Below are 22,164 nucleotides of genomic sequence, written 5' to 3' on the forward strand. Positions count from 1 at the left end.
CCACGTGGGGACGGCGGCCGTGCGAAAGGGTTCAGCGGCGGCTCACTCCGACGCGATCGCGTCCAGCACCCGCAACCGGGACGCCCGGACCGCCGGCCACACGGCCGCGAGCACCCCGACGACCGCCGCCAGCCCGACCATCGCGCCCAGCTGGCCCCACGGCAGGACGAGCCGGTCGAGGCCGTCCTCCGCGTAGACGCGCGGCAGGACCGACGCCAGCCCGACGCCGACCGCGAGCCCGACCAGCGTGCCGAACAGCGCGGTGAGCACCGACTCGACGGTCACGGTCCCGGCGAGCTGCAGCCGCCCGAGCCCCACCGCGCGCAGCAGCCCGATCTCGCGCGTCCGCTCGATCACCGACAGCGCGAGCGTGTTGACGATCCCCAGCACCGCGATGACGAGCGAGAGCCCGAGCAGCGCGTAGAGGATGACGAGCAGCTGGTCGACCTGCGCGGCCATGGCGTCGACGAACTCGTCCCGGTCCTGCACGGAGACGACCACGTACGGCGCCACGGCGTCGGTCACGGCCGCCCGCAGCGCGGCGACCGACGTGCCGGCCGCCGCGTCGAGGAACACGGTGTCGACCTGCGGCTCGGGTGTGAGCGCGTCGAGCACGTCCCGCGTGACGACCAGCGGGGTGCCGAGCACGTTCGTGTCGACGACCGCGACGACCGTGAGGTCGCGCGTGCCGGTGGGCGTCGTGACCGTCACCGTGTCGCCGACCGCCCAGTCCCCCGTGGCCACCTGCGCGTTCACGACGGCGGAGGCGTCGTCGAGGTCGTCCACGTCGCCCTGCTCCACGTCGACGAGCACGGTGCTGCCGAGCACGCCCGGCTCGAGGCCGACGACGGCACCGCCGTCCCCGGCGTCCGCGTCCTCGCCCGGGGCCGCGGACAGGCCCGCGGGGACGAACGCGACCTCGGCCGCCGCGCCGACGCCGGGCAGCGCCCGCACGTCGTCGACCGCGCCCGCGGGGAGCACGCCCGTCGCCGAGCGCAGCACGAGGTCCGCCTCGGTCGAGCTCTCGACGACGCGGGCGAGCGACGCCTGCGCGGACGACGCGATGACCGACACCGCCCCGACGAGCGCCATGCCGATGACCAGCGCGCCCGCCGTGGCCGCCGTCCGGCGCGGCTGCCGCGTCACGTTGCCGCGGGCCAGGCGTCCCATCGGCGGCAGCAGCCGCACGGCGGGCGCCGCGAGGACGCGCATGGCCGCGCGGGCGACCGTCGGGGCCGCGACGAGGACACCGGCGAGCACCGCCGCCGCGCCGCCGCCGAGCAGGGCCTCCGCCGCGTCGAGCCCGGGCCGCACCGCGGCCACGCCGACGGCGGCCGCCCCGGCCAGGACCAGCGCGGCGCCCACCCATCCGCGCCGGTGCAGGGACCGCTCGGGGACCGTGACCTCCCCGCGCATCGCCTCGACCGGCGGCACGAGCGCGGCCGTGCGTCCGGGGACGGCCGCGGCGAGCGCCGAGACGAGCGTGCCGACCGCGAGGCACAGCACGACCGTGCCCGCGTCGAGCGGCACGTCACCCGTGAGGTCCATGCCGACCTGCGCGAGCACGACGCGCAGCACCGACACCAGCCCGAGACCCCCGAGCACCCCGAGCGCGGCGCCGACGAGCCCGACGACGACCGCCTGCCCCACGACCACGGCGAACACCTGCGCCGGCGACGCGCCGACCGCCCGCAGCAGCGCGAACTCGCGCACCCGCTGGCGCACCGACATCTGGAACGTGTTCGCGATGAGGAACGCCCCGACGAACAGCGAGACGAGCGCGAAGACCAGCAGGAACGCGGTGACGAAGCCGAGCATCTCGTCGATGTCGGCGCGCAGCTCGGCGCGCAGCGACGTGCCCGTGACGGCCTCGGCGTCCGCGCCGCCGGCGACGTCCGGCAGCGCGGCCGCGACCGCGTCGGCCAGCGTCGCCTCGTCGACGCCGTCGTGCGCGTACACGGCGACGCTCGAGACGGTGCCGTCGGGGGCGAACGCCGCGGTCGCCGCGGCCGGTTCGAGGAACACGAGGGTCGCGCCGGCCATCGGCCCGCCCGCGGACACCTCGCCCACCACCTCGACGTCCGTCACCTGGCCGCCCACGACGACGCGCGTGCGGTCCCCGACCGCCAGGCCCGACGACGCGAGCGTCGCCTGCTCGAGCGCGACCTCGTCCGCCGCCCCGGGCAGCCGCCCGGACAGCACGTCGAGCGAGGGGTCGCGGGGGTCGGCGGCGATGCCGATGCTCGGGGCCTGCGTCGACTGGACCGCGGTGCCGTCGGCGCCCACGAGCACGACCGGCCCGGAGACCTCGGGCAGGGCGAGGCGCACGCCGTCGACGTTCGCCACGGCGTCGGCGAGCGCGAGCGGGACGGGCGTGCGCGCCTCGCCGACGCCCCCGGCCGCACCCGCGCCGCCGGGCAGCGCCTCGGCACCGCGCACGTAGGCGTCCGCGGGCGTCTGCGCCTCGACGATCCCGTGGAACGTGCCGGACATCATCGTGCGCAGCGCGAACGTGCCGGCGACGAACGCGACGCCGAGCGCGACCGCGAGCACGGACAGCGCGAAGCGGACGGCGTGCGCGCGCACGCCCCGGAGCGTGACCCGCAGCATCAGAGCACCGGGGCCGGCGTGGCGGCGTCGCGGCGGCCGAGCGCGCCGAGGCGCTCGAGCACGGCCTCGGGCGTGGGGTCCGTGAGCTCGTCGACGATCCGCCCGTCGGCGAGGAACAGCACGCGGTCCGCGTAGGACGCCGCGGTCGGGTCGTGCGTGACCATGACGACGGACTGCCCCAGCTCGTCGACCGAGCGGCGCAGGAACGTCAGCACCTCGCGCGCCGACGAGGAGTCGAGGTTGCCCGTCGGCTCGTCCGCGAAGACGACCGCGGGCCGCGTGACCAGCGCCCGCGCGCACGCCACGCGCTGCTGCTGCCCGCCGGACAGCTCACCCGGCTTGTGGCTCAGCCGCTCGGTGAGGCCGACCGCCCGCACGACCGCGTCGAGGTGGTCCCGGTCGACCGGGCGGCGGGCGATGTCGAGCGGGAGCGTGATGTTCTCCAGCGCCGTCAGCGTCGGCACCAGGTTGAACGCCTGGAACACGAACCCGAGCCGGTCCCGGCGCAGCCGCGTCAGGCGGCGCTCCGACATCGAGCTGACCTCCTCGCCGTCGACGACGACGGTGCCGGACGTGGGGCGGTCCAGGCCGGCCATGCAGTGCATGAGCGTCGACTTCCCCGAGCCCGACGGGCCCATCGTCGCGGTCAGCCGACCGCGCTCGAACTCGACGTCGACGCCGTCGAGGGCGCGCACGGCGGTCTCGCCGCGGCCGTAGGTGCGGGTGAGCGCGCGGGCGCTCGCGATCGGGGTGGTCATGGTCCGTCCTGTCTCGCAAGGGGAAGCGGGGTCGCCGTCCAGCCTGGCGGCCGGCGGCAGCCGGGCCCATCGGTGACGTCCCTGGTCAGGGCCCTGAAAGTGGTGTCTCGCACCCCGGTCGCCCCCGGCCCTGCGACCAGGGTCCTCCCGGAGGCCGGACGGGTCACGCCCCGGGTCCGGTCCGGGTCGGGCCCGGTGCCGCCCGGGCAGCCGTCGCGCCGACGATGGGTGCGGGTCGCCGGCGGCCCGCCCACCGATCCCCACCCGACACCGCACCCCACCCGACACCCCACCCGACACCCCACCCGGAGGACACCGTGCCCGCGCTCGCCAAGGCCACCAGCGCCGCCGCCGCCGTCGTCGTCGGCGCCGCGCTCGGCCTCGTCACGTACGCGGTGGACGACGCGCTCGCGGGCCTGGAGCGTGCGCCGGCCGCCGTCGAGCGCGGCACCGGCACCCCCGCGGGTCCCACGGGCCCGGCCGGGACCGTGCGCACGGCCGCGGCCGACGGCTGAGCGCCGTCGACCGCGACCGCGGGGTCAGCTGCGCTCGCGCCGGTACAGCGAGCGCGACCAGGCGTACCCGAGGACGCCGATGAGCACGAGCCAGCCGATCGCCAGCAGGGTCGTCGTGGTCTCGAGGGCGGTGCCCGCGAGCAGCCCGCGGACGGTCTCGATGACCGGCGTGAACGGCTGGTACTCCGCGAACCAGCGCACCGCCGACGGCATGGTCTCGACCGGGACGAACCCGCTGCCCAGGAAGGGCAGGAGCAGCAGCACCATCGGCGTGTTGCTGGCCGTCTCGACGCTCCGCGCGTTCAGGCCCATGCCGACCGACAGCCAGTTGAGGGCGAACCCCAGCAGGACGAGCACGCCCAGCAGCCCGAGCCAGTCGAGGGCGTCCGCACCCGGCCGGTAGCCCATGAGCAGCGTCGCCGCGAGGACGAGCACCGCGGCGACGAGGGCCTGCACGACGAACCCGATGACCTGCCCCGCCAGCACGGACCCGGGGGCGATCGCCATGGTCTTGAACCGCGCCATGATGCCGCCGGCGGCGTCCATCGCGGCGCTGGTGGCCACCGACGTCGCACCCCCGACGACCGTCAGGACCAGCAGGGTGGGCGTGATGTAGTCGAGGTAGGCCGCGCGCCCCTCGGCACCGGGGGCGACGCCCGGGGCCACGCCGGCGCCGAACGCGCCGCCGAAGACGTAGACGAACAGCAGCAGCATGACGAGCGGGCCCAGGACGAGGAACAGCGTGAGCCCGGGGTAGCGCACGGCACGCAGCAGGCTGCGGCGCACCATCGTGGCGACGTCCGCGAGCGGACGGGGGCCGGCCGCGGGTGCGGCGGGGACGGCGACGGTGGTCATCAGGCCACCTCCTTCGGGGTCGTGGCGGTCGTGCCGGTGGTGCCGGTCGTGTCGGTGGTGGAGGGCTCGGTGAGGCGCAGGAACACGTCGTCGAGGGACCCGGCGCCGTGCACCGCCTTGAGCTCCGCGGGCGTGCCCTCGGCGACGACGCGCCCGCCGTCGAGCACCGCGACGCGGTCGGCGAGCTGGTCGGCCTCCTCGAGGTACTGCGTGGTGAGCAGGATGGTGGTGCCGGCGGCGACGAGGGCGCGCACCTCGTCCCAGAGGGTGCGGCGGCTGCGCGGGTCGAGGCCTGTGGTCGGCTCGTCGAGGAAGACGACCGACGGGGACCCGACCAGGGTCATCGCGAGGTCGAGCTTGCGGCGCATGCCGCCGGACCACGTGGACACCGGCTTCGCGGCGGCGTCCGTGAGACCGAACTGGGCGAGGAGCGCGTCCGTGCGCTCACGGCCCTCGCGGCGGCCGAGGTGGTGCAGCGCGGCCATGAGCCGCAGGTTCTCCGCGCCGGTGAGCAGGTCGTCCACGGCGGAGACCTGGCCCGTGACGCCGATCGCGGCGCGCACGGCGCCCGGCTCGGCGACGACGTCGTGGCCGGCGACGCGGACCGTGCCGGCGTCAGGACGCAGCAGGGTGGACAGGACGCCCACGGTGGTGGTCTTGCCGGCCCCGTTGGGGCCGAGCAGGGCGGTGACGGTGCCGGCACGGACGGCGAGGTCGACGCCGTCGAGCACGGTCTGGTCGCCGTAGGACTTGCGCAGGCCGCGCACGTCGACGGCGAGGTCGCTGGTCATGGTGGTGCTCCTCTCGGTGGTGGTCGTGCCCGGGCGCGCGAGGTCGCGCGTCCGGCGGTGCGCCGGACGACGGTGCCGTCGGTGGTGCGGATGGCGGTGCGGATGGTGCGGCCGTCCGTGGGGCTCAGGGGCGGCGGACGATCACGTCGCCCCAGCCGCTGCTGGCGCGGATCTCGGCCGTCGACTCGTCGGCGACGGGGCCCTCGGTGGGGGTGAGCTGGTTGCGGACGGCGCCGTGCTCGGACGTCGCCTCGAGCCATGCGGCCGTGCCCTCGGGCACGCCGACCTCGATGGAGCCGTAGGACGTCGTGAGCGTGACGCTGCCGGACTCGACCCGGTCGACGCGGATGCCGGCGTGGGCGGCCTTGGCGGTGACCGTGCCGCGCACCCGGCCGACGGCGATCTCGGCGTGGGCCCCGGCGACCTCCAGCGTGCCGGTGACGGCCCCGACGGTGGTCGTCCCGTTGCTCGCGCGGATCGTGCCCTCGCCGGTGAGCTCGTCGACGCGGACGTACCCGGAGCTCGCCCGCACGGTGGTCGGGCCCGTCGCGCGGCCGACGACGACGGAGCCGGCGGTCACCTTGAGGTCGAGGCGCTCGGCCTCGTCCAGGCGCGCGTCGCCGCCGTTGAGCACGAGCTCGACCGTGCCGAGCCGGCCCTCGGAGAACAGCGACCCGGCCTTGCCGCGCAGGTCCGACCCGGCGGGCAGCTCGACGGTGACGATCGCACCGCCGGCCGAGAAGGGCAGCACGTACTGCTTCCAGGCGTTGGGGTAGACGATGCTCACGGCCTCGCCGTCGCGGGTGACCCGCGTCTCCTGGGCCGCGCGCACCGCGCCGGACTTGGTGGGGTCGGCGGGCAGGACGGTGACGACGACGTCGTCACGGTCGCTCGCGACGACGTGCAGGTTGCCGAACGGGACGTCGACGACGACCGGGACGGGCCCGGGGACGGGGAACGTGGGCATGACGGAGCTCCTGACGTGGTGTGGTGGGCGGTGGTGTCGCTGGGGCGGGCGGGACGGCTGGGTGCGGCTCAGCGCACCCAGCCGGTGACGCGCGTGACGCCGCGCTGCTCGGTGCGGCTCGTGGCCGCGGGACGGGCGTCGCCCTGCTCGAGCGCGGCGGCGACCGCGCGGACGAGCCAGGTGTTGACCGAGACGCCGTCGCGCGCGGCGGCGACCTCGACCTGCGTCTTCAGGCGGTCGGGCAGGCGCAGGGTGGTACGGGTGGTGCTGCCCTCGTCGGCGTCGGCCGGCGTCGCGACGGGAGCGGCGGGTGCCGCCGGCGCCGCCGGTGATGTCACCGTGGTGTCGGACCGTGCCGACGACGCCGGCGCCGGCGGGGCGGTGACGACGAACTCCGGCTCGCCGGAGCGCAGCCGCACGTCGACCGAGCCGGGCGCGAGGTCGGCCGAGATCTCACCGGCCGCGGAGCTGAGGGCGTCGAGCAGGACGAGGCGCACGGCGGCGTCGAGCGGTGCCGTGAGGCGCTCCGCGAGCTGCCGGGCGTCGTCGCCGGCGGCGTCCGCCGCGGTGGCGAGCCGGTGCTGGAGGTCGTCGACGTAGCGCGTGAGGTCCATGACGTCAGCATGACACCATTGGTGGTGTCATGCAACCCCCGATGGTGCCGGGTGGTGGTGTCGTGGTGTCAGGCCTCTGCGGACGGCGGCCGGACGGCGGCCGGACCGGCCCCCGCCTAGCCTGGGCGGCATGGCCCGCTACTTCGACGTGCACCCGCACGACCCGCAGCCGCGGACGATCGCGCAGGTGGTCGCGATGCTCCGTGACGACGCGCTCATCGCCTACCCCACGGACTCGATGTACGCGCTCGGCACCCGCATGGGCAACCACGCCGGCACCGAGCGGATCCGGCAGGTGCGCGACCTCGACGCCAGGCACCACTTCACGCTCGTCTGCGCGGACTTCGCGCAGCTCGGGCAGCTCGTGCACCTCGACAACAGCGCCTTCCGCGCGATCAAGTCGGTGACGCCCGGCCCGTACACGTTCATCCTCCCCGCGACCCCCGAGGTGCCGCGGCGCCTCGCGCACGAGAAGAAGCGGTCGGTGGGCGTGCGCATCCCGGACGACCCGGTGGCCCACGCGATCCTGCGCGAGCTCGGTGAGCCGCTGCTGTCGTCCTCCCTGATCGTGCCGGGCGCCGAGTGGCCCATGACGGAGGGCTGGCAGATCAAGGAGGAGCTCGACGACCAGCTCGACGCGGTCGTCGACGCGGGTGACCGCGGCACCACCCCGACGACCGTCGTCGACTGGACGTCCGGGAGTCCCGAGGTCGTGCGCGAGGGCGCCGGCGACCCGGGGCGGTTCTGACGGTGGCGGACGGGACGGACGGCGGGCGGGTGCCCGGACGCGACCGCACGTACGTCGCCGTCGTCGGGCCGTCGGCGCCGACGCGCGAGCAGGAGCGGGACGCCCACGACGTCGGCGCGGGTCTCGCGCAGCGCGGTCACGTCGTCGTGTGCGGCGGCCGCGGCGGCGTCATGGCCGCGGTCGCGCGCGGGGCCGCCGAGGCCGGCGGCACGGTCGTCGGCTACCTGCCGGGCACGGCCCGCGCCGACGCGAACCCCTGGGTCACCGTCGCCCTGCCCACCGGCATGGGCGACCTGCGCAACGCGCTCGTGGTGCGCGCCGGCGACGTCGTCGTCGCCGTCGGGACGTCGTGGGGCACGCTGAACGAGGTCTCGCTCGCGGTCTCGGTCGGCACGCCCGTCGTGCAGGTCGGCGGGTGGGACCTGCCGTCCGACGACCGGGTGCGCCGCGTCCCCGACGCGACCGGCGCGCTGGCGGCGGTCGACGTCCTGCTGGCCCGCCCCTGACGGTCCACGCACCCCGGGGGACCGGACGACACGGACGTGGCGGCATCCGGTGGACATTCTCGACACCCCCGCCGGTGCGCGCGTACCTTGACCGCCCGTGGCGCTGGGGGACTCGTACGAGCAGACGCAGGCGCGCGTGACGGCGCAGATCGAGCAGGCGCAGGAGCGCGCCCGGCGCGCGACCGCGCTGCGGCAGCAGGTCGAGCAGCTGGTGGGCGAGGCGCGCTCGCCGCGCCAGGAGCTGCAGGTGCGGGTCGACGCCCAGGGGCGCCTGCTCGACCTCGAGCTGTCCGACGCGGCGCTCGACCTCGGCCCGCGCGACCTCGCCCAGCTCGTCCTGCGCACCGCCGCGACCGCCCACCAGCGCGCCGCCGAGCAGGTCGGCCGGCTGGCCGAGGAGGCGTTCGGCGAGGGCTCCGACCTCGCGCGGCGCGTGGCCGAGGAGGCCGGCGCACGTGCGGCCGCCGGACCCGCGGCCGGTCCGTCCCAGGAGAAGGGCCCCTGGGCGTGAGCGGCGGTCGCATCGCGATCGACGTCGACACGCTCACCGCACACCGGCGGCGGCTGGAGCAGATCGGGTCGCAGGTGGACGTGGCGCGGGACGCCGCCGGGTCGGTGAACCTCGGCGGCGGAGCGTTCGGCCTCATGTGCGCGTTCCTCGTGCCGCCGCTGCAGGTCGTGCAGACCGCCGCGCAGTCGTCGATCGCCCGGGTCGCCTCCTCGCTCGAGCGCGCCGGCAGCGAGGTCGCCGCGGCCGCCGCCGACCTCGAGGCCGCCGACACGTACGGCACGGACACGTACCGGGCGCTGCAGGCCGACCTCGACCGCGCCGCGGTGACGGGCTGGTGACCGCCAACCCGCTCGTCGTCGAGCGCACCGACACCACGTCGCCGCTCGCCGGCACGCTGCTGCTGGAGGACGGCGAGCAGCTCGTCCACGCCGTGCAGAACGGCGACTGGGTCTCCGGCGGCCTCGCCCTGTTCACGGGGGCGCTCGACACGGTCGCCGCCGTGTCCGACCCGCTGGGCACGCTGTTCGCGATGGGCATCGGCTGGGTCATCGACCACGTCGAGCCCCTGAGCTCCTGGCTCGAGGACCTCACCGGCGACGGCGACCAGGTGCGCGCCTTCGCCGGCACGTGGGCGAACGTCTCCAGCCACCTGCAGCAGCAGGCGGACGAGCTCACGCGCGTCGTCGCCGCGGACCTGGCGGGCATGGACGGCGCGACGATCACCGCGTACCGGCAGCTGGCGGCCGACATGGCGGAGCACATGGGGGGCGCGAGCCGCTGGGCGGGGTCGATGTCGACCGCGCTCGAGGTCGCGGCGACGCTCGTGCAGATCGTCCACGACATCGTCCGGGACGCGATCGCGCAGGTGCTCGGCGCCGTCGCGTCCTACGCGGCCGAGCTGATCTTCACCGCGGGGCTCGCCACCCCGCTCGTCATCGAGCAGGCGGCCACGCGCGCCGCCGCGCTCGCCGCGCGGATCGGCTCGTACGTCACGCGCCTGCTCACGTCGTTCCGCAACCTCGACGAGCTGCTGAGCGGCCTGCGCCGGCTGTTCGACGACCTCGGCCGGCTGTTCGACGACCTGTTCCGCGGTGGACGCGGCCCCGACGCGCCGCGCACGCCGGACGCCCCACGCGGGGACGGCGCCACGCCGCCGACCGGTCCCGCCGGCCCCGGCCGCACGGCCCCGGGCGGCGACCCCGGGACGCCCACCGGCCCGTCGGTGCCGACGGGACCGGTCGTCTCCGGCGGCCCCGACGTCCCCGGTGGACCCGGTGCCGGCGCCGTGCCCGGCGGCGGCGGTGCGCCGGGCGGCACGCCCGTGCGCCCCGGCCCCGACGCGCAGCAGCTCGTCACACCCGACGCCGACCTGGTCGGCGGACGGCCGGGAGCGGGCGGGCCCGACGGCGGGCGGCCCGGGGAGCCGGACGCGGGCACGACGAGGCCCGGGCCGGACCCCGCGACGGACCCGACCACCCCGGATCCGACGCCCCTGGACCCGACCGTCCCCGACGCGGGTGCGCGACCGCTGCCCGACGGCGCGACCGCGGTGCCGGACCGCAACCCGGACCCGCACTACGGCGAGCCGCGGACCGACGCCGGCACGTCGTTCCACCCGGACAACGCGCCGGCCACGCACACGAGCTCCGACGTCGCGAAGCTCGGCGGCGACGCGGCGCACCCGTGGGGGACGAACCCCGACACGGGTCGCCCGTTCACCGAGAAGGAGTTCCTCGAGCGCTTCACGCACGCGGACGGCACGATCCGCTGGCCCCGAACGACGGCGCGGTGCCCGGGTCCAAGCACGAGTTCACGTCGACGAGCGACTTCCGGAACGCCTACGGCGACGGCCTCGACCGGGTGGGGCTGCCGAACGGCTCGTACCTCGGCTTCCCGCCGGGTGCGCCGTGGGGTGACCGCGCCCTCTTCCCGTCGTCGCTGGACGACCCGGTCGACGCCTACCGCCTCGCGGGCGACCTGCCCGACGGGTGGCGCATCCAGGTCAGCGAGATCGCGCCCGCGTTCGGGCAGCCCGGTGGAGGGATGCAGGTGCTCGTGTTCAACGACAAGAACAAGACGGTCCCGGTGACGGAGCTCATCAACGCGGGGATCCTCCAGTGACGCCGCCGGTGCACGCCTCGCTCCTGCGCCTCGCCGAGGAGTCGGGGCTGCGCGTCGCGCAGGACGGCGCCGCGGTGCGGTTCTCGAGCGTCGAGAGCACGCTCGCGCTGGCTCCGGTCGAGGGCGGCTGGGCGCTGACGCGCACCCTGCGCGACGGCGACCCCGAGGTCGAGGTGGTCTCGGACACCGTCGACGCGCCGGAGCGCCTCGTGGTCACCACGGTCGGTGCGGTGTGGCGCAGCGCCCAGGGGCTGCCGCCGATCGTCACGGTGCGGCGCGGGGAGCCGCTGGCGGGCGCCGAGGTCGTCAAGGACCCGGTGACGTGGTGGAACGTGCGGTGGGACGGGCACGTCGCGCGCGAGCTCGACTCCGTGCAGGCGGCGACGCTCGTGCGCACCCTCGCCCACGACGTCGACACGCTCGTCGCGTCCTACCGCGACCCGGACGGCCTGCCGGCGTTCCCCGCCACGGAGTCGCGGTGAGGCCTCCGACGTGACCGGCCCGCTGGTGCACCCGTCGGTCGTGGGCCTGGCCGAGGAGTCCGGTCTGCGCGTCGTGCACCGTCCGGACGCCGTCTTCGCGCCGGCCGGGCCCTGACGTGCGTACGCCGTCGTGACGGTGCGCCGAGGGCACGGCCGCACGGGCGTGGCGATGATGGTCCGGTGAGCTCCGCCGACGCGCCCCGCACCGCGGCCGACGTCGTGCGCGCCGCCGGGACCGCGCCCGACCTCGCGACGCTCGACGCGCGCGTCGTCGACTGCTTCGCGTGCCCGCGGCTCGTCGCGTGGCGGGAGGCCGTCGCCGCCGAGCCGCGCGCGTCGTTCCGCGGGCAGACGTACTGGGCGCGGCCGGTGCCCGGGTTCGGCGACCCGCGCGCGCGGGTCCAGGTCGTCGGGCTGGCGCCCGCCGCGCACGGGGCCAACCGCACGGGTCGCATGTTCACCGGCGACCGGTCGGGCGACTTCCTGTTCGCGGCCATGCACCGCGTCGGCATGGCGAACCAGCCCACGTCCGTCAGCGCCGACGACGGCCTCGCGCTGACCGACGTCCGCGTCACCGCCCCGTGCGGTGCGCCCCGCCCGCCAACGCGCCGACGCCCGAGGAGCGCCGCACCTGCGGGCCGTGGCTCGCGCGCGAGATCGAGCTGGTGGACGCGCACGTGCTCGTGGTGCTCGGCGGGTTCGGCTGGCAGGCGGTCCTCACGACGCTCGCCGAGCAGGGCTGGGAGGTCCCGCGCCCGCGCCCGGCGTTCGCGCACGGCGCCGAGGTGGTGCTGGGCCGCCGGGACCCGGACGACGACCGCACGCTCACCCTGCTCGGGTGCTTCCACGTGAGCCAGCAGAACACCTTCACGGGGCGCCTGACGCCGGAGATGCTCGACGCCGTGCTGCTGCGCGCACGGGAGCTGGCGGCCACCTGACCCGCACGCCCCACCGGAGGCCCCGCGGGCGGTGGCGCCCGCGGGGCCTCGCGGTGTCACTCGGCCGGTGTCACTGGGCCGGTGTCACTGGGCCGGTGTCACTCGCCGGGGACGAGGGACGAGTGGTGCTCGACGATCTCCCAGCCGCCGTGATCGCGCTCGTACACGAACGTGAAGCGTGCGTGGACGACGTCGCCGGTCGCGGCGAACGTGAACGTGTACAGCCCCGAGTACGTGGCGACGTCCTTGCCGAGGACGCGCACGACCCCCTCGTCGACGGACCCGGAGGGGTCGTTCGCCAGGAAGTGCTCGAAGTAGCCGATCCGCTCGGCGCTCGTGTCGTGGACACCGGGCGCGAGCGTCGGCAGCAGCACGGCGTCGTCGGCGTACAGGTCGTCCACCCGCTCGGGGTCTCCGGTCGCGAGCGCCGCGTTCCACGTGGTGAACAGGCGGCGGATCTCGGCCTTCGTCGGCGTGCCGTGGTGCCCCGGACGGGCGAGGTCGGTGCCGGGCGCCGGCTCGGCGGCGACGGCGACCCCGGTGCCCGTCGCGGCGACGAGGGCGGCGACGGCGGCGACGATCAGCGGACGTGCGGGCATGGCTGTTCCCTTTCCCCCTGGTGGTGGCCCCCGGTCGAGGGCCGGGAACAGGGAGCCACGGACCGGGGGGCGCCTGCAACCGAATAGGGCATAACGGACGGTGACGTTCAGCCCACCAGCGCGACGACCACGAGGAAGCCGTTCGAGACGAGGTGCACCGCGATCGTGAGCCAGGCGTTGCGGTAGCGCGACCACAGGTAGGCGACCGTCAGCCCGAACGACCCCTGCACCACGAGCGCCGCCGCCACCTCGACGAGGGGCCCCTGGCCCTGCCGGCTGCCCACGTGCATGAGCGCGAACACGAGCGTCGCCACCGCGATGCCGCCCCACCTCCCGAGCAGCGCCTCGAGCCGCGTCTGCAGCCAGATCCGGTAGAGCACCTCCTCGCCGACGCTCGCGGTGAGCGCCGTGGCCACCGCGGCCGTCACGACGAGCTCGACCGGGAGGTCGGAGTAGTCGGGCACCTCGACCCACGGCGCCGCCTGGGACACGAGCGTCCAGACGACCAGGACGACCGCCGGCGCCCACCACCGCCACGCGCCCCGCGCGGGAACGGTGTGCATGGCGCCCCGCGTCAGCACGACCACGAGCCCCGGCAGCGCGAGGAGCAGGACCAGCTTGGCGAGGTGGTACCCCTCGGACCGTGCGAGCCCGCCCGCCGCGACGACGACGGGCAGCGCGACCGCGCAGGCGAGCATCGCCGTCACGGCGACCAGGAGCCGCGGCCGGTCGACGACGGCCGGCGTCAGGTCGGGCGTGCGCGGGGGGAGCAGACGGACGAGCGGCACCGCGACCACCGCGGGCAGCAGCACCGCCCAGTACGGCACGGTGGGCGCGCCGGGGTCGGCGGACTCGCGCACGCCCGCGGGACTCAGCACGAGCAGCACGACGAGGGCGGCCGCGGCGAGCACGCCGACGGCGCCGCCGAGGGCCACGCCGGCGCGGGCGTGCGGTGGTGCGGCAGGTGGGGTCGGCACGCGCCGACGCTAGGGAGCGTGGCGCGCGGCCCGCGTCGTCGGAAGGGACGAGACGGCGCTCCGGGGCTCGTGCGGACCGCCGAGCGCGCCGTGGTCCTGCTGCGGGTATCCGGTGGCGCCCGACGGTGCCGGTCGGTGACCTCCCGCCATGAACCCGGTGCCCCCGCAGTCCGCCGGATCGCCGAGGACGTCGTCGCCGCCCGCCTGCCGGCCGCCGACACCGTCGTGGTCGCGGGCAGCAGCGCGGCGGGGACCTCGACCGCGACGAGCGACGTGGACCTGCTCGTCCTGGGCCCTGACGCGATGGTCCCCGACGGGAGCGGCAGCGCCGCCTTCACCGACGAGCGGGACGGGCGGCCGGTCGAGGTGTTCGCGTACACGCCGGACCCGGACGTGCCGGACGTGGCGGACGCGCTCGGCGGCGCCCCGGCCGCGGGCGACACGGCGCGGGTGCTCGCCGTGGCGTGGCCCCAGCTGGAGCGCGTCGGCGGTCCGCTGCGCGCGGGGTTCGTGCGCTGGGCACGCGGGTCACCGGACGTTCACCCGGCCGTCTCCCGTCGTCGGGGTCCTGGTCGCGGGCGGCCCCTAGCGTCCGTCCGTCCCGCCGGACCCGCCGGCCCCCGTGGAGGAAGGACTCCCGTGAGCGACCAGCGCCCCCACGCGCCCCGACCCCGCTCCCGACGCGTGACGGCGACCGTCGCCGCGACGACCCTGCTCACCGCCGGCCTCGTGCCGACGCTGCTGACGCCCGCCTCGGCGAACCTCGTCGCCGAGCCCGTGCGGCACGCCGCGCCCGACGCCGCCGTGACCCTGACGCCGCTCGGCACGTACGAGACCGGCGTGTTCGACGAGTCGGCCGCCGAGATCGTCACGTACCACGCCGGCACGCAGCGGCTGTTCGTCGTCAACGCGAGGTCCGGCGCGGTCGACGTGCTCGACGCGTCCGACCCGACGGCACCGGCGAAGGTCGGCACGATCGCCGTCGCGGGCGTCGTCGACGCGCTCGGTGCGGCGATCCCGGCCGGCGCCTCCGTCAACTCCGTCGCCGTGCGCGCGGACGGGCTCGTCGTCGTGGCCGTGGAGCACGCGACCAGGACCGAGCGCGGCTGGGCCGCGTTCCTCGACGCCGCCTCGCTCGACGTGCTCGGCGCGGTGCGCGTCGGCGCGCAGCCCGACAGCGTCGCCGTCTCGCCCGACGGCGCGTGGGCCGTCACCGCCGACGAGGGCGAGCCCGACGACGCGTACGCCGTGGACCCGGCCGGGTCCGTGAGCGTCGTCGCGCTGCCCTCGGGCCTGGCGGCGCCGTCGCAGGAGGCCGTCCGCACGGCCGGGTTCGAGGACTTCGACGCCCCCGGCGCGCTGCCGGACGGCGTCCGCGTCTTCGGCCCCTCCTGGACGGGTGCCCCGCAGCTGGTGCCGTCGCTCAACCTGGAGCCGGAGTACGTCACCGTCGCGGGCGCGACGGCGTACGTCACGCTGCAGGAGGCGAACGCGATCGCGACGGTGGACCTCGCGACCGCCCGCGTCACGGACGTCCACGCGCTCGGCTCGCAGGACCACGGCCAGGTGCCGCTCGACCCGTCGGACCGGGACGGCGGCTTCCGCCTGCGCACCTACGAGGGGCTGCGCGGCCTGTACCAGCCGGACGCGGTCGCGTCGTACCAGGCGGGCGGCGCGACCTACCTCGTCACCGCGAACGAGGGTGACGCCCGCGAGTGGGGCGACTACGCCGAGGCCGCCCGCGTGAAGGACCTCGGCAAGGACAACCTGGCCCTGGTCTGCGCACCGCTCGCGGAGCTCACCGGCGACGCCGAGCTCGGGCGGCTCAACGTCTCCACCGCGTCCGGTCTGAACGCCGACGGCACCTGCTACGAGGAGCTGTACGCGTTCGGCTCGCGCTCCTTCTCCATCTGGACGACCGACGGCGAGCAGGTCTGGGACTCGGGCTCGTCGTTCGAGGAGATCACCCACGCCGCGGCGCCGGAGTTCGTGAACTCGAACCACTCCGAGTCGAACCTCGAGGGCCGCAGCGACGACAAGGGCCCGGAGCCCGAGGCGGTCGCGGTGGGTGAGGTGGACGGGCGCACGTACGCGTTCGTCGCGTTCGAGCGCGTGGGCGGCGTCGCGGTGTACGACGTCACGGACCCGCGCGCGGCGTCGTTCGTCAGCTACGTCAACAACCGCGACTTCTCCGTCTCGGTGGAGGACGGCGGCGACCTCGCTGCCGCCGGCGACCTCGGCCCCGAGTCGATCGCCTTCGTGCCCGCGGCGGACTCACCGACGGGCGAGCCGATGATCGCCGTCGGCAACGAGGTGTCCGGCACGACGACGCTGTTCGCCGTCGAGACCGGCACCCCCGCCGCGGACGACCTCGTCGAGCTGCAGCTCCTCGCGACGAACGACTTCCACGGGCGCCTCGAGGCCGACCTGCGCGGTGGCGTGGCCGGTGCGGCGGTCCTGTCCGGCGCGGTGCAGCACCTGCGGGCGGAGAACCCCGACACCGTCTTCGTCTCCGCGGGCGACAACATCGGCGCGTCGACCTTCCCGTCGATGATCGCCCAGGACGTCCCGACGATCGACGTGCTCAACGCGGCCGGCCTGGAGGTCTCGGCCGTCGGCAACCACGAGTTCGACCAGGGGATCGACGACCTGACCGGCCGCGTGCAGCCCCTCGCCGACTTCCCGTACCTCGGCGCGAACGTGTACCGCGCGGGCACCACCGAGCCGGTGCTGCCCGAGTACGAGGTCGTGGAGCGGTCGGGTGTCCGCGTCGCGTTCGTCGGCGTCGTCACCGCGGCGACGCCCACCCTGGTGTCGCCGTCCGGGGTCGCGGGTCTCGACTTCGGCGACCCCGTCGCGGCGCTGAACCGCGTCGCGGCCGAGATCGAGGAGCAGGACGCCGCGGACGTCACCGTCGCGCTCGTCCACGACGGCGCCGAGGTCGGCGAGTGCGCCGCGGTCGGCGCGGAGGACAGCGACTTCGGGCGCGTCGTGCGGGAGACGTCCGCGGAGGTCGACGCGATCTTCTCGGCGCACACGCACCGCTCGTACGCGTGCGCGTTCCCGGTCTCCGGCAGCGACGTGCTCCGGCCGGTCCTGCAGGGCGGTCAGTACGGGCACAACCTCGCCCGGGCCACGCTGACGTACGACACCGCGGCCGACCGCGTCGTCTCGGCGGCGCAGGACCTGCTGCCGATGGTCGTCGACGGCGCGCCCGCCTACCCGGCGGACCCGGCGGTGGAGGAGATCGTGGCCCGTGCCGTCGCGGACGCGGCGGAGCTCGGGTCCGTGGTCGTCGGGTCGCTCACCGCCGACGTGCTGCGCGCCCGCAACGCCGCCGGTGAGGTGGACCGCAGCCTCGAGTCGCCGCTCGGCAACCTCGTCGCCGACATGCACCTGTGGGCGACGAGCGGCGCCAACCCCGCGTTCGGCGGCACGCCGGCCGACCTCGCGGTGATGAACCCCGGCGGCCTGCGCGCCGACCTGGTGGCCGGGCCGGACGGCGCCGTGACCTACCGGGCGGTGGCGGACGTGCAGCCGTTCGCCAACACGCTCGTCGTGGTCGACCTGAGCGGTGAGCAGCTCGTCGACCTGCTCGAGCAGCAGTGGGGCACGGCGGCCGCGCCGCGCACCAAGCTGCACCTCGGGCTGTCGGCGAACGTCACCTACACGTACGACGAGTCCGCCCCGGTGGGGCAGCGCGTCGTCGAGGTGCGCGTCGGCGACCGGCCGGTCGAGCCCGGCGCGACGTACCGCGTCACGGCCAACTCGTTCCTCGCGTCCGGTGGGGACGGCTTCGCCGCCCTCGCCGCCGGGGCCTCCCGCGTCGACTCCGGGCAGGTCGACCTGGCCGCGTCGGTGGCCTACGTGCAGGCGAACAGCCCGGTGTCGCCCGCCGCCGTCGGTCGTGCGGTCCCGGCGTCCGCCACCTCGTGGGTCGCGATCGCGCTCGACAGCGCCGAGGTCCGGCAGGGCCAGGAGCTGCGGGCGCGGCTGTCCGGGCTGGAGCCCGGCCAGGAGGTCGCCGTCACCGTGCAGTCGGACCCGGTGGCGCTCGGCACGTTCACCGCCGACGCCTCGGGCCGGGTGCTGGTGACGTGGACCGTGCCGGCCGGGTTCGCCCCCGGCTCGCACTCCCTGGTCGTGACGTCGGCCGGCCTGCCGGCCGCGTCGGCGGCCTTCACGGTGCTCGCCACCGCGGGCGGGGGTGCCGGCGGGGTGGCGGCCGGCCTCGTGCCGGGCACGGGCGAGTTCCCGGGCCGGCTGTCCGACACGGGGGCGGACGTGGTGTTCGCGCTGCTCGTCGCGCTGGGCCTGCTCGGCACGGGGGCCGCGGTGCTGACCGGCCGCCGCGGCGCCCGGACGCGCGCGGACGGCGCTCCCGCGGCTCCCGAGGTCGGCACCGCCGACTGAGACGCCGCCGACGGAGACACCGCCGACGGAGACGCCGCCGACGGAGACCCTCACCCGGCGGGTGCGCACCCCGCGGTGCGCACCCGCCGGCCGGGTCGGGGAGGGTGCCGGGTCGGGGAGGGTGCGGGGGAGCGGCGGGTCAGCCCGCCGCGACCGCCTCGCGCACCGGCACGTCGCCGGTGACGAGCTCCCACTGCCTGCCGACGCTCGCCGGCTCCGCGAGGCACGCCGCGATGACGGCGGCCACGTCGGCGCGCGGCACCTGCGCCCGCGGGGCGGACTCGGAGAGCAGGACGGTCCCGACCGGGTCGTCGTCGGTCAGGCCGCCGGGGCGGATGATCGTCCACGCGAGGTCCGACGCGCGCAGGGCGGCGTCGGCGTCCCGCTTGGCCTCCACGTACGCCTTCCACACCTCGCCGGCGTCGTCCGGCAGCGGCTCGTCGACGCCGATCGCCGAGACCTGCACGAACCGCTGCACGCCGGCCCGGCGGGCACCCTCGATGGACTTCAGGGACCCCTCCAGGTCGACGGTCCGCTTGCGGTCGGCGCGCCCGTCCGGCCCGGCGCCGGCGGCGAAGACGACCGCGCCGACGCCCGCGAACGCCTCGGCGAACGCGTCGGCGTCCTGCGCCTCGATGTCGAGCAGACGCGGCTCGACGCCGGGCCCGCGCAGCTCGTCCGCGTGCTCCTGCTTGCGCACGAGCGGCACCACCTCGTCCCCCGCCCGACGAGCAGGGGGATGAGCGCCCGCGCGACCTTGCCGTGCCCGCCGACGACCGCGACGCGCATCAGGCGAGCTTCCCGCCGGTCGCGACGATGCGGTCGCCCGTCACGTAGCTGGACTCCTGCGAGGCGAAGAACACGTACGCGGGCGCCATCTCGGCGGGCTGGCCGGCACGGCCGAGCGGCGTGTCGCCGCCGAACGACTCGACCTTCTCGTCGGGCATGGTCGCCGGGATGAGCGGCGTCCAGATCGGGCCCGGGCAGACCGCGTTGACGCGGATGCCCTGCTCGGCGACCTGCTGGGCCAGGCCCTTCGTGAAGTTGAGGATGCCGGCCTTGGTGGTCGCGTAGTCGAGCAGCGGCGGGCTGGGCTCGAACGCCTGGATGGAGCTCGTGTTGATGATCGCCGAGCCGGGCTTCAGGTGCGGCAGCGCGGCCTTGGTGATCCAGAACATCGCGTAGAGGTTGGTCTTGAAGACGCGGTCGAGCTGCTCGGTCGTGATGTCGGCGAGGCTGCCCGGCTGGGCCATCTGGTAGGCGGCGTTGTTCACGAGGATGTCGAGGCCGCCGAGCTCGTCGACGGTGCGCTGCACGAGGTCGGAGCAGAACTGCTCGTCGCGGATGTCGCCCGGGATCGCGAGGGCCTTGCGCCCGGCCTCCTCGACGAGGCGGACGGTCTCCTGCGCGTCCTCCTCCTCCTCGGGGAGGTACACGATCGCCACGTCGGCGCCCTCGCGGGAGTAGGCGATGGCGACGGCGCGGCCGATGCCCGAGTCTCCGCCGGTGATGAGCGCCTTGCGGCCCTCGAGGCGGCCCGAGCCGCGGTACGTCTGCTCGCCGTGGTCGGGCTCCTTCGGCATCTCCTCGGTACGACCCGGAGGCTCGATCGTCTCGCCGGTCTGGGACTCGGGGCCCGGGTACTGGGAGCGGGGATCCTGGTTCGTCGTCTGGTCAGCCATGCACCCCATCGTCAGCAGACGCCCGGGAGCCCGCACGCCGAGTGGCGCCCTGGACTTCTTTCGGCTGGCGAATAAAGTGACGGGACGACGACGAGGTCGAGGGAGACGACGTGACGAGCACCAGCACGACCACCGGTACGGACCTGGGCCCGCTCGCCGGGTACGCGGCGGGCATGACGTGGGGCTGGACCGGCGGCGGCCGGGGGACGTGGACGGGTCCGGAGGCCGACGCCTCGATGGACCTCATGGTCGAGCGGCTCGGCGTCACGTGGGTGACGCTCGCGTTCGCCGCGCTGCAGGACACCGCGCAGTCCACGTCCATCGCCTGGCGCGACGCCCCCACGCCGACCGACGACGAGGTCCGCACTGCGATCCGCGCCGCCCACGCCCGCGGCCTGCAGGTCTGCCTCAAGCCCGTGGTCAACGTCCGCAACGGCACCTGGCGCGCGCACATCGCCTTCTTCGACGAGGACGTGCCCGGCGAGCCGACGTGGGCGCAGTGGTTCGCCGCGTACACCGAGCTCCAGGTGCACTACGCCCGCATCGCCGCGGAGGAGGGCGTGGCGATGGTGTGCGTCGGCTGCGAGATGGTCCAGTCCGACAAGCGCGAGGACGAGTGGCGCGCGCTCGTCGCCGCCGTGCGCGAGGTCTACCCCGGCCTGGTCACCTACAACTGCGACAAGTACCAGGAGGGGAACGTCCGCTGGTGGGACGCGGTCGACGTCGTCTCGTCGTCCGGCTACTACCCCGTGGACGACTGGGAGGCGCAGCTCGACCGCATCGAGGCCGTCGTGCGCCGCGTCGGCAAGCCGTTCCTCTTCCTCGAGGCCGGCTGCCCGAGCCGCGAGGGGTCGCCCGCGCTCCCCAACGACTGGGGGCTGCCGGGCGCGCCGTCGGGCGAGGCCCAGGCGGACTGGTACCGCGCCGCGTTCGCGGCCTGCGCGCGACGCGACTGGGTCGGCGGCTTCATGCTCTGGGACTGGCCGACCCGGCTGTACGCCGAGGCGGACGCCGCGGGGAACGACGACTACTGCCCGTTCGGCAAGCCGGCGGAAGCGGTGATCCGGGACGCGTACGCCGCAGGGGTCGCGCGGCGGCGGGAGGGGTGAGCGGCAGGGCTCAGCCGCCGGTGCCGCCCCCGGCGGCGCCCGTGTCCCGACGCGTGCCGCGGCCGCGCCGGCCGACGGCGAAGCCGCCCGCACCACCCAGGGCGAGGGTGCCCGCCACGACCAGGACGAGGCCCAGCCGCCACGACGGGGGTGCCGGCGCGTACACCGTCTCCGGCAGCGGGGCGTAGGCGAACCACCCGAACGACACCTCGCCCGTGCGCACCTGCACCAGCCCGGCCACGAGCAGGGCGACGCCCAGCAGGGCCACCACGACGGTCCCGGTCCGCTCGCTCCTCGTCACGGGCGCGATCGTCCCGCGAGCGGGCGGGCCGTGTCACGGGTTCGGCACGGACGTCGACGCCGGCGCCTCCGGCGGGGCACGCTGGGCGCAGCGGCGCGAGGTCCGCGTCGTGGACCGGGGGAGGCCGACGTGCACGTCGAGTTCGTCGCGGGGTTCGGGCCGGTCACGCGGGACGACGCCGCCGCGGGGACGTTCTGGGCCGACGCGCTGGGGATCGCCTTCGCCGAGGTCGCGCCCGGGTACTTCGCGACCGACGACCTGCCGGGGGTGCGCGCGTTCGCGCGGTGGCCGCTCGCGCAGGCGGCGCAGGCGACGTTCGGGCGGCCGGAGTGGCCCGCCGACCGGCCCGTGCCGCAGGCCTGGATCGAGCTCGACGTGCGGTCCGCGCAGGCCGTGGCGGACGCGGTCGCGGAGCTGCGGGGCGCGGGGCACGACGTCCTCGTCGACGCGCACGACGAGCCGTGGGGCCAGACCTCCGCCCGCCTGCAGAGCCCGGAGGGGCTGCTCGTGGGCATCACGTACACCCCCTGGATGCACCGGGACACCTGACCGCCGGCCGACCCCGCGGTTCGTCAGCACCCGGGGGCGCCGGTGCTGACCAGGTCCGGGGTCGTCGCGGAACGGGGCCGCGCCGCGCGTGCCGACCTGGCACGGTGGGCACCGGGCC

The 22,164-nt window shown here is 76.1% G+C and carries 21 protein-coding genes and 1 pseudogene; 11 read left to right on the forward strand and 11 right to left on the reverse strand.

Going from position 1 to position 22,164, the window contains the following annotated elements; translation table 11 throughout:
• Positions 1-42: 42 nt before the first annotated feature.
• A complete protein-coding gene (locus tag GC089_RS00620) occupies positions 43-2,586 on the reverse strand; it encodes an ABC transporter permease (RefSeq protein ID WP_370514041.1) in 2,544 nt (847 codons plus the stop codon).
• A gap of 23 nt (positions 2,587-2,609) precedes the next feature.
• Entirely contained in the window at positions 2,610-3,368 is a 759-nt protein-coding gene (locus tag GC089_RS00625) for an ABC transporter ATP-binding protein (protein WP_155376051.1), read from the reverse strand.
• A 317-nt stretch (positions 3,369-3,685) separates the two neighbouring features.
• Here GC089_RS00625 and GC089_RS00630 point away from each other — a divergent pair, with 317 nt between their 5' ends.
• The gene (locus GC089_RS00630) at positions 3,686-3,883 is read left to right on the forward strand and encodes a hypothetical protein (RefSeq protein WP_155376052.1); all 198 of its coding nucleotides are present in this window, start codon (positions 3,686-3,688) and stop codon (positions 3,881-3,883) included.
• Positions 3,884-3,907: 24 nt separating this feature from the next.
• Here the strand turns inward: GC089_RS00630 and GC089_RS00635 are convergent, their stop codons facing one another.
• The 4 genes from GC089_RS00635 to GC089_RS00650 form a co-directional block, all read right to left on the reverse strand.
• Positions 3,908-4,738: an ABC transporter permease gene (locus tag GC089_RS00635; protein WP_155376053.1), complete on the reverse strand. Its 831-nt coding sequence runs from the start codon at positions 4,736-4,738 to the stop codon at positions 3,908-3,910.
• A complete protein-coding gene (locus GC089_RS00640; RefSeq protein ID WP_155376054.1) occupies positions 4,738-5,529 on the reverse strand; it encodes an ABC transporter ATP-binding protein in 792 nt (263 codons plus the stop codon). Before GC089_RS00640 ends, GC089_RS00635 begins: the two co-directional genes overlap by 1 nt.
• 124 nt (positions 5,530-5,653) lie before the next feature.
• Positions 5,654-6,496: a DUF4097 family beta strand repeat-containing protein gene (locus GC089_RS00645; RefSeq protein ID WP_155376055.1), complete on the reverse strand. Its 843-nt coding sequence runs from the start codon at positions 6,494-6,496 to the stop codon at positions 5,654-5,656.
• Between the two features lie 68 nt (positions 6,497-6,564).
• Positions 6,565-7,110 carry a histidine kinase gene (locus GC089_RS00650; RefSeq protein ID WP_155376056.1) on the reverse strand — a complete coding sequence of 182 codons (546 nt, stop codon included), beginning with the start codon at positions 7,108-7,110 and terminating at the stop codon, positions 6,565-6,567.
• Between the two features lie 130 nt (positions 7,111-7,240).
• Here GC089_RS00650 and GC089_RS00655 point away from each other — a divergent pair, with 130 nt between their 5' ends.
• The 7 genes and pseudogenes from GC089_RS00655 (at position 7,241) to GC089_RS00685 (ending at position 12,416) form a co-directional block, all read left to right on the forward strand.
• A complete protein-coding gene (locus GC089_RS00655) occupies positions 7,241-7,858 on the forward strand; it encodes an L-threonylcarbamoyladenylate synthase (RefSeq protein ID WP_155376057.1) in 618 nt (205 codons plus the stop codon).
• 29 nt (positions 7,859-7,887) lie between these two features.
• Positions 7,888-8,364, forward strand: coding sequence for a TIGR00725 family protein (locus GC089_RS00660; protein WP_155376058.1), 477 nt, complete (start codon positions 7,888-7,890; stop codon positions 8,362-8,364).
• A gap of 97 nt (positions 8,365-8,461) precedes the next feature.
• Positions 8,462-8,875 (forward strand): YbaB/EbfC family nucleoid-associated protein, encoded by a 414-nt coding sequence (locus GC089_RS00665; protein ID WP_155376059.1) that lies wholly within the window; start codon positions 8,462-8,464, stop codon positions 8,873-8,875.
• Positions 8,872-9,213, forward strand: a complete 342-nt coding sequence (locus tag GC089_RS00670; RefSeq protein WP_155376060.1) for a hypothetical protein — start codon at positions 8,872-8,874, stop codon at positions 9,211-9,213. The genes GC089_RS00665 and GC089_RS00670 overlap by 4 nt, the downstream gene beginning before the upstream one ends.
• A 1,522-nt stretch (positions 9,214-10,735) precedes the next feature.
• A complete protein-coding gene (locus tag GC089_RS19790) occupies positions 10,736-10,996 on the forward strand; it encodes a TNT domain-containing protein (RefSeq protein ID WP_196250771.1) in 261 nt (86 codons plus the stop codon).
• A gap of 8 nt (positions 10,997-11,004) precedes the next feature.
• Positions 11,005-11,478 (forward strand): hypothetical protein, encoded by a 474-nt coding sequence (locus GC089_RS00680; protein WP_196250772.1) that lies wholly within the window; start codon positions 11,005-11,007, stop codon positions 11,476-11,478.
• A gap of 369 nt (positions 11,479-11,847) precedes the next feature.
• Positions 11,848-12,416 (forward strand): annotated as a pseudogene (locus tag GC089_RS00685) (uracil-DNA glycosylase).
• Positions 12,417-12,514: 98 nt separating this feature from the next.
• Here the strand turns inward: GC089_RS00685 and GC089_RS00690 are convergent.
• Together GC089_RS00690 and GC089_RS00695 are read right to left on the reverse strand one after the other, a co-directional pair.
• Positions 12,515-13,015, reverse strand: a complete 501-nt coding sequence (locus GC089_RS00690; RefSeq protein WP_155376062.1) for an SgcJ/EcaC family oxidoreductase — start codon at positions 13,013-13,015, stop codon at positions 12,515-12,517.
• Between the two features lie 107 nt (positions 13,016-13,122).
• Positions 13,123-13,992, reverse strand: coding sequence for a CPBP family intramembrane glutamic endopeptidase (locus tag GC089_RS00695; protein ID WP_155376063.1), 870 nt, complete (start codon positions 13,990-13,992; stop codon positions 13,123-13,125).
• A gap of 135 nt (positions 13,993-14,127) precedes the next feature.
• Between GC089_RS00695 and GC089_RS00700 the strand changes: the two genes are divergently transcribed.
• The gene (locus GC089_RS00700) at positions 14,128-18,405 is read left to right on the forward strand and encodes a choice-of-anchor I family protein (protein WP_155376064.1); all 4,278 of its coding nucleotides are present in this window, start codon (positions 14,128-14,130) and stop codon (positions 18,403-18,405) included.
• 139 nt (positions 18,406-18,544) lie between these two features.
• Here GC089_RS00700 and GC089_RS00705 read toward each other — a convergent pair whose 3' ends face one another.
• Together GC089_RS00705 and GC089_RS00710 are read right to left on the reverse strand one after the other, a co-directional pair.
• Positions 18,545-19,114, reverse strand: a complete 570-nt coding sequence (locus GC089_RS00705; protein WP_230684961.1) for an NAD(P)H-binding protein — start codon at positions 19,112-19,114, stop codon at positions 18,545-18,547.
• A 79-nt stretch (positions 19,115-19,193) separates the two neighbouring features.
• Positions 19,194-20,087, reverse strand: coding sequence for an SDR family oxidoreductase (locus GC089_RS00710; protein WP_155376065.1), 894 nt, complete (start codon positions 20,085-20,087; stop codon positions 19,194-19,196).
• Positions 20,088-20,260: 173 nt separating this feature from the next.
• Between GC089_RS00710 and GC089_RS00715 the strand changes: the two genes are divergently transcribed.
• Entirely contained in the window at positions 20,261-21,196 is a 936-nt protein-coding gene (locus GC089_RS00715) for a 1,4-beta-xylanase (protein ID WP_155378845.1), read from the forward strand.
• A gap of 10 nt (positions 21,197-21,206) precedes the next feature.
• Here the strand turns inward: GC089_RS00715 and GC089_RS00720 are convergent, their stop codons facing one another.
• Entirely contained in the window at positions 21,207-21,497 is a 291-nt protein-coding gene (locus GC089_RS00720; RefSeq protein WP_155376066.1) for a hypothetical protein, read from the reverse strand.
• Between the two features lie 129 nt (positions 21,498-21,626).
• Here GC089_RS00720 and GC089_RS00725 point away from each other — a divergent pair, with 129 nt between their 5' ends.
• On the forward strand, positions 21,627-22,046 hold the full coding sequence (locus GC089_RS00725) for a VOC family protein (protein ID WP_155376067.1): 420 nt from the start codon (positions 21,627-21,629) through the stop codon (positions 22,044-22,046).
• The last annotated feature ends 118 nt before the right edge of the window (positions 22,047-22,164 follow it).

The organism is Cellulomonas sp. JZ18 (assembly GCF_009720485.1).
In the GTDB taxonomy this organism is placed as follows: domain Bacteria; phylum Actinomycetota; class Actinomycetes; order Actinomycetales; family Cellulomonadaceae; genus Cellulomonas.